We start from the raw sequence: 7,180 nt of genomic DNA, 5'->3' as shown, positions 1-7,180 counted from the left end.
GCCCCTCCCGTGGCCGGACTTTCACCGGCTAGAAGATACGTGCTTTCTGGGCACGCCGCACGCAAAAAGGAGCCCGCCTTCCCACGGGCTCCTTCGTCATGCCGGTTTCCGACCCGGATCACGCCGCTTCCACGATCAGTTTCGCCTTCATGTCGGTATGTCCGATTCCGCACGGGATCGAGCAGTGGATCTCGTATTCGCCGGGTTGATCGAACACGACGTCCTGCTGCAGCGTATCGCCTTCCAGCTTGATGCCGAAATCCGCGATCTCGATGCCGTGAACGCCGCTTACGTTCTGCAGCACGAGACGGATGCTCTCGCCCTGCTTCACGCGGTATTCGGGCTGGTCAAAGGTGAAATCGCTGTACGCCTGAATCTTGAGCAGCGTCATTCCCTCGGGCAGGTTCGCCGACTCATCGACCGGTTTCTCCGGAAGCTCGAACGCGAGCAGATACAGTCCGAACACGGAAGCCGCGATGAATACGACGAACATGATCCATTTGTGCATTGCTACGTGCTCCCCTTTGTGCTGTAAATGTCTATCCCTTATATTAACCAACATGATCCGCTCTTCTCAACCTTAATGTGAGAGGAGTCGAAAAGTTTTTGCCCTTATGTGACAAAACGTTGAACGCTCAGTCCCGGGCGGCGTACCGCTTGAGCAGCCTTTCCGCTTCCGCGCGCACGAAACTCCACGGCATTGTGAAATGATGGTGGTATCCCCGGCAGACGTAGGCCGCCGTGAGCCCTTCCGGCTCCTTCCGCTCCTCGTACACCTTGATGCCGGCCGTCCGGAACATCCGCCGCAGCGCGGCCAGCTCGAGCAGCGCCCGGTCCTGCAGCCCGCGCAGCATGGATTCGTAGAAGCGCGGCAGCTTCAGCCTCGACGAGTCGACGACGCGGATATCGTGATCGAGGATGCGGACGGCGATGCCAAGCAACACGTATCGCTTGACGGCTTCCAGCTCGTCTTCGCTCTGCAACGGCGGCCGGGACGGCTGCCGCTCCGGCGCCGGCTTCCCGGGCCCGCTCCCCGGCTGTCCGGATTCGGCCCCCGGCTGGCCGTGCGCCACAGGAGCCGCGGCGGGCAGCATGGACGCCGCGCCGGCACTGCCCGTCCGTCCGCTGATCTCCGCGGCCATATTGATCCCTCCATAATGCGAACGTGTGTTCTTATTATAGCCGCTGACCGGCCTGTGATCAAGGGGGCGACGGCGGAAGATTGCGGCAGGGACGGGACGCGCTTCCGTTATTGCTGTTTCCCGTCGGGCGGCTCCCGGTCGCGCAGCACCGCGATAAGCGATTTCAACTTGTCCGGGAAAGGAATCCCGAGCTCCCCGCAGTTCTCCGCGATCGAGATCAGTTCATTGACCAGATAGAAATAAATCGCGCCGCTCATCACCGCCGAACCGCCGCCGAGCAGCACGTCGATCCGGTGGGCGAGCAGGATGACGAGCAGCATGATTCCCTTCATCGTCAGCCCGCGGAATCCGATGGTGCTGGACAACCCCTGCTTCCGCTTCACCGCCGCCGCGACGCCGGTCACATAGTCGACCCCGATCGCGACCACCAGCGCCGTGAGCGCCTCGGACCATCCGCCGTAAGCGAACGAGAGAATGGAACCGACCACCGCTCCCGCCGACGACAGAACCAGCCCGGGCGTGAGATGCAGCGTCATGTCGATCCCGCCTTTCCGCATCATCGCCGAATGATGACCTTCCTCCCGGCGCCGTCCCAAACGACGCGCGCGCCGAGCGTTTCGGCGAGCCGGCGGACCGGCACGAAGCCTGCGCTGCCGAACACTTTCGTCGGCCACGGCTCGCCATTGATGAGCACTTCGCCATTGTTCCAGCCGACGGAGGCGCCGAGCGCTTCGCCGATCGCCCGCGCCGGTCCCCACGTGATCCCGTCGATCGCACAGCCGTCCCCGATCTTGCTGCCGTCAATTTCAATCGCAACCGGCATGGCGCCCTCCGGGACCTCGTCCGCCTCCCGGTCATACCGCCGCAGGCCGTGCGCGTTCATGATGTCGATCAGCTTGTCCGCGTAGCGCGGGTCCGTCGCGTATCCGCTTGCCTGCAGCGCCCTCGCCTGCTTCTCCGGCTCATCGGCCGCCCGGACCGGGGCGTAGCGCGGCAGCCGCAGCAGCAGGTCCTGGTCTTTGTAGCAGTCATATATGCTGTCGTAAGCGCGGAAGTCGGCCGATTCGAAGACGTTCCGCCCGTCCCGCACTTCCCATGTCGAGCGGTTCACGGTTTTGCCCCGCCAATGCGCGTTCGGCTTGCCGCTGCCGACCTTGATGCCGCAGACGTTGTTCCAGAAAGGAATAACCCCGCCGGTCTCGAGCAAATTTTGCGCCAGCCGGACGGATACGAAAAGCGGCGATCCTTCACGCCGGACGCGGATGGCGATCGGCGCCAATGTCCGGAAAAACTGCTCGCGCGTCATGCCGGACACCTCCTTTTCAAAGAGCAGACACTTGTCCTGCTGCCAGAATATGCGGGCGGCGTGCCGGGGGTGCGGGCGATTGTACAAGCCTCCGGCCGATGCCGGCGCCCGATCGCCCAATTGTGGTGCATTTTTGCACCAGATTGGGGCAACTCGGTTCCGATCGCCCAATTGTGGTGCATTTCTGCACCAAATGGGGCCGGGGCGGTGCCCGATCGCCCAATTGTGGTGCATTTTTGCACCAGATCAGACCGGGCCGGCTCCGAAACGGCCTCCGCACGCACCCTTGACCGGCGAAAATCCCGCCTGTTATACTGATCCTGAACCATGCGACAATTTGAAGGCAATGCTACCTTCGGGTACAACCTCGACGACTTCATGCGGGAGGTTGTGCCTTTTTTGTTGCGCCGAATTGCCGAATTCAAGATCGGGAGGGATCGGGATTATGCTGCTCGAAGCGATCGAACACCGTCCCAAGGGGAACTGGGCCAGCGCCAGCGGCCCCGGCACGGTGGAGCTGCGTCTGCGGACGAAGCGGGATGATGTGCGGGAGGTGAGCGTGCTTTTCGGAGACAAATACGCGTGGGACCGGACGAAAGCCGTCCAGCCGATGCGCAAGTTCGCCTCCGACGCGCTGTTCGATTACTGGCAGGCGTTCGTCACGCCGCCTTTCCGGCGGCTGCGCTACGCGTTCCGGATCGACGACGGACAGACCGCCGTCTGGATGACCGAGTTCGGATTCGAGGCGGACTTGCCGGCCAATCCGCAGAACCTGTTTGAATTTCCGTATGTCAACCCGTGCGACATTTTCGAACCGCCGGCCTGGGTGAAGGACGCGGTGTTCTATCAGATTTTCCCCGAACGGTTCGCGAACGGCGATCCGACGAACGATCCCGAAGGCACCCGGCCCTGGGGCGGCGAGCCGACGCCGTCGAACTTCTTCGGCGGCGACCTGCAGGGCGTGATCGACCATCTCGACTACCTGTCGGAGCTCGGCGTGACCGCGATCTACTTCACGCCGGTCTTCGAAGCGCCGACGAACCACAAATACGATACGCGCGACTATCTGAAGGTCGACCCGCATTTCGGCACGAACGAGAAGCTGAAGGAGCTCGTCGACGCGTGCCACGCCCGCGGCATCCGCGTCCTGCTCGACGCCGTGTTCAATCACGCCGGCCGCACCTTCCCGCCGTTCCAGGACTGCCTGGAGAAAGGCGAAGCGTCGCGGTACGCGGACTGGTTCCATGTGCGGGAATGGCCGCTTGATGTGAAGGACGGCATCCCGACCTACGAAACGTTTGCGTTCGAGCGCAACATGCCGAAGTTCAATACGGAAAATCCCGAAGTGCAGGAGTACCTGCTCGGCGTCGCCCGCTACTGGATCGAGGAAGTCGGCATCGACGGCTGGCGGCTCGACGTCGCGAACGAAGTCGACCATCGGTTCTGGCGCCGGTTCCGCGACACCGTGAAGGCGGCCAAGCCCGACGCCTACATTCTCGGCGAAATCTGGCACGACGCGCTGCCCTGGCTGCAGGGCGACCAATTCGACGCGGTGATGAACTACCCGTTCACCACGGCCGTGCTCGATTTCTTCGTCGAGCGGAAGCTTGACGCCAGAGGATTCGCCGACCGGCTCGGCCGTCTGCTCGCCGCCTACCCGACGCGGGCAACGGAAGTCGCCTTCAATCTGCTGGGCAGCCATGATACGCCGCGCCTGCTGACGCTGTGCGGCGGCAACGCGGCGCTCATGAAGCTCGCCGCCCTCGTGCAGTTCACGTTCATCGGCACGCCGTGCCTGTACTACGGCGACGAGATCGGACTGACCGGCGGCCACGACCCGGGGTGCCGGAAGTGCATGGAATGGGACCCGGCGCGCCAGAACCGGGACCTGCTGGCATTCTACCGCTGGCTGATCGCGCTTCGCCGCGGTGCGGAGGCGTTGCGCACCGGCGATTTCCGCGTGCTCCGCGCCGAAGCCGGCGAGAAGGTGTTCGCCTATATGCGCTCCGCCGGACAAGAGCGGTACGCGATCGTCGTCAACAACCAGGATCAGCCCGCATCGGTGCGGCTTGCGCTCGGCGAGGGTACGTGGACGGACGTCCGCACGCGGGAGACGGCGGACACTCCGGGCGGCGCGGCGGAAATCGCCCTGGAGCCGTTCGGTTTCCGGGTCTTGCACGCAACCGTCGGCTGACATCCGGCGCCCGAACGCCCTGCGCATAAACTGAAGAAGCCTCCCGGCAATCCCCAGAGCCGGGAGGCTTCGATTGTCTGTTATCCGTGTGTCCGGGTCGGATCGAGAATGAGCTTCACGCCCTCCGTCCGCAAATGGTCCATCCGGTACGCCCAGTCCTTGAACCGTTCGAACACTTCGTCCGAGCAGCCGAACACGCGCTTCACTTCCTCGAGAATCCGCAGTTCATGCTCGCCCAGGGTGCCGTCCGCCAGCACCAGCAGCATCAGTTCCGCGAGGAACACGTGTTTCACCTGTTCATCCTGTATCCCCTTGAGCCAGGTCTCGATATCGTCGGCGCCGTCAACGGCCGTCACTGCCTCTTCCGCCATGCCGAGTTCGTCCACGAAAGCGTGCAGATAGCTGCGCTCATTGCGCGCGACGAATCCGTCCGCGCCGGCCAAGAGGCGCGCGAGCCGCATGAAGGCGATTTTGTGCTCCGGTTTTTGCAGCAGATGAAGGTACAACGCTCCCAGCTCCTTGCTGTGTCTTTGTCGGTTGTGATTCGACACCGGCTGTCGAAACTCCTGCCGGATCCGCCGCCCGCTTCGCGCGCCGGCCGGCGTCCCGTGCGGCTCCGCCAGCCTACAGGATGCCGCTGAGACTCCCCCCGCGCGCGAACAGCCGGTCGATCCGCTTCTCGACGGCGGGATCGGGCACGAGCGGCGGCGCATGGTGCGGCTTTGACCGCGCGTCGATCACGACGTTGTCGCAGCCCCAATGCTTCCAGGCGTATTCGGCGTTGACGCCGTATATATCATGCGACGGGTTGCTGCGGGTAAACGTCACCCACAGGAAGTTGCGCAGCGACTCGGCGGCAAACCCGCTGTCGTCAACGAGTACGATCAGCGGACATTCCGTCAGCGGTCCGCGCGCGGCAAGCGCGTCCGTCAGCCCGCGCAGCTGCCGCTCCGCCTCGCCGTAGCTGCCGAACGCCGGCCCTTCGAGGACGACGACGCCCGGCATGACGACCCTCGCGCCGCCGAATTCCCCGAGATCGCGCAGCGCTTCCGGCACTTCGGTGCACAGGTCCCGCACCTTCGGGCCGCACGCCGCGAAGATCACCTTGCTGCCCTCGTTCAGGCCGGTGCCAGAATAGTCGAGGGTGTCGATCGTCGTGTTCGTCTGAAAATGTATGTCGCGCCGAAGGTCGATCCGTTCGAGCATCCAGCCGAAAAACTCCTCGATCCGGTGCGTGCTGAGCGGCCGGTCCTCCTCCGCGGTGATGAACAGATATTTCGCCAGGCTGAGCTGCCCCGTGCCGAGAATCCGGTTCGCGATCGTGAGCAGCTCCATCGGCCGGCGCAGCTCCGCGTACGGCGCATACCGCTCGCTGCCGATCGCGAGCAGCAGCGGGTGCACGCCCGCGGCGTCGACGGCGTGCACTTCCTTCACGCCGGGAATTTCCTGCTTCACGGCATCGCCGGTCAGCTCATGGATCAGCTCCCCGAAGGCGGTGTCTTCCTGCGGCGGGCGGCCGACGACCGTGAACGGCCAGATCGCGTTCCGCTTGGCGTACACCTTGTGCACGCGCATGACGGGAAAAGGATGGACCAGGCTGTAGTAGCCGAGATGATCGCCGAACGGCCCTTCCGGTTTCGTCTCTCCGGGACGGATCTCGCCCGTGATGACGAAGTCGGCGTCCAGGCTCAGAAAATGGCCGTCCGCATAGCCGTACCGGAACCGGCGGCCGGCCAGCAGGCCGGCGAACGTCAGTTCGCTGAGGCCCTCCGGCAGCGGCATGACGGCCGCCAGCGTATGGGCGGGCGGCCCGCCGACGAAGATGCTGACCTTGAGCGGCTCCCCCCTTCGGGCCGCCTTGTGCTGGTGAATGCCGATGCCGCGGTGAATCTGATAATGCAGCCCGATCTCGCGATCCGGCACGTAGTCGTTGCCGCCGAGCTGCACGCGGTACATCCCGAGGTTCGCATGCATCGGCCCGGGCTTGTCCGGATCTTCCGTGTACACTTGCGGCAGCGTGATGAACGCCCCGCCGTCCATCGGCCAGAACCGGATATGCGGCAGATCGGAGACGGTGATCTCTTCGAACGCGGCCGCCGCGCTGCGCGCCCGCTTCGGCAGCGCGCTCAGCGCCGCCCAGGCCGCTCCGGCCTGTGACAGCGGCTTCCGCAGCGCCTGCATCGGATCATTGCGCAGCGCGATGACGCGCTGCGCCGCCTCCCATGTGCGGCGGAAAATAAACCGGCTCCGCTCGAGCGTGCCGAACAGGTTCGACACGGCGCGGTAGCGCGTTCCCTTCACATTCTCGAACAGCAGCGCCGGTCCCCCGGCTTCGTGCACGCGCAGATGGATCGCGGCCATCTCCAGCTCGGGGTCCACTTCCTCGCGAACCCGGACCAGATGGCCGTTCCGCTCCAGATCCAGCACGCAGGCTTCCAACGATCGGTACATCGGAACGCTCCTTTCCGATAGCGGCTCGGACAATCGAGTAGGAGGGGGCGGCTAGCCCCCGACCTCTCACACCACCGTACATGCGGG

7 protein-coding genes are annotated in these 7,180 nt (G+C 64.4%); 1 reads left to right on the top strand and 6 read right to left on the bottom strand.

The window, feature by feature from the left end; all coding sequences use genetic code 11:
• Positions 1–118: 118 nt before the first annotated feature.
• From KJQ12_RS17485 to KJQ12_RS17470, 4 genes are all read right to left on the bottom strand, one after another.
• A complete protein-coding gene (locus KJQ12_RS17485) occupies positions 119–508 on the bottom strand; it encodes a cupredoxin domain-containing protein (protein WP_015254292.1) in 390 nt (129 codons plus the stop codon).
• Positions 509–635: 127 nt separating this feature from the next.
• Positions 636–1,142, bottom strand: coding sequence for a YhjD family protein (locus KJQ12_RS17480; RefSeq protein ID WP_015254291.1), 507 nt, complete (start codon positions 1,140–1,142; stop codon positions 636–638).
• 107 nt (positions 1,143–1,249) lie between these two features.
• Complete coding sequence (locus KJQ12_RS17475; RefSeq protein WP_015254290.1) at positions 1,250–1,678, bottom strand: phage holin family protein; 429 nt, start codon at positions 1,676–1,678, stop codon at positions 1,250–1,252.
• Between the two features lie 20 nt (positions 1,679–1,698).
• Positions 1,699–2,448 (bottom strand): glucosaminidase domain-containing protein, encoded by a 750-nt coding sequence (locus KJQ12_RS17470; RefSeq protein ID WP_015254289.1) that lies wholly within the window; start codon positions 2,446–2,448, stop codon positions 1,699–1,701.
• A 445-nt stretch (positions 2,449–2,893) separates the two neighbouring features.
• Here KJQ12_RS17470 and KJQ12_RS17465 point away from each other — a divergent pair, with 445 nt between their 5' ends.
• The gene (locus KJQ12_RS17465) at positions 2,894–4,642 is read left to right on the top strand and encodes an alpha-glycosidase (protein WP_213486484.1); all 1,749 of its coding nucleotides are present in this window, start codon (positions 2,894–2,896) and stop codon (positions 4,640–4,642) included.
• An 80-nt stretch (positions 4,643–4,722) separates the two neighbouring features.
• On the opposite strand, the gene KJQ12_RS17460 is transcribed toward KJQ12_RS17465, so the two are convergent.
• Both KJQ12_RS17460 and KJQ12_RS17455 read right to left on the bottom strand, forming a co-directional pair.
• Positions 4,723–5,148, bottom strand: coding sequence for a TerB family tellurite resistance protein (locus KJQ12_RS17460; protein WP_015254287.1), 426 nt, complete (start codon positions 5,146–5,148; stop codon positions 4,723–4,725).
• Between the two features lie 118 nt (positions 5,149–5,266).
• Positions 5,267–7,093, bottom strand: a complete 1,827-nt coding sequence (locus KJQ12_RS17455) for a UbiD family decarboxylase (protein ID WP_213486483.1) — start codon at positions 7,091–7,093, stop codon at positions 5,267–5,269.
• Between the last annotated feature and the right edge of the window lie 87 nt (positions 7,094–7,180).

It is taken from the genome of Thermobacillus xylanilyticus (assembly GCF_907165215.1).
Lineage (GTDB): Bacteria > Bacillota > Bacilli > Paenibacillales > Paenibacillaceae > Thermobacillus > Thermobacillus xylanilyticus.
Note: the sequence above shows the minus strand (reverse complement) of the source record. Positions and strands in the feature narration are given on the sequence as shown.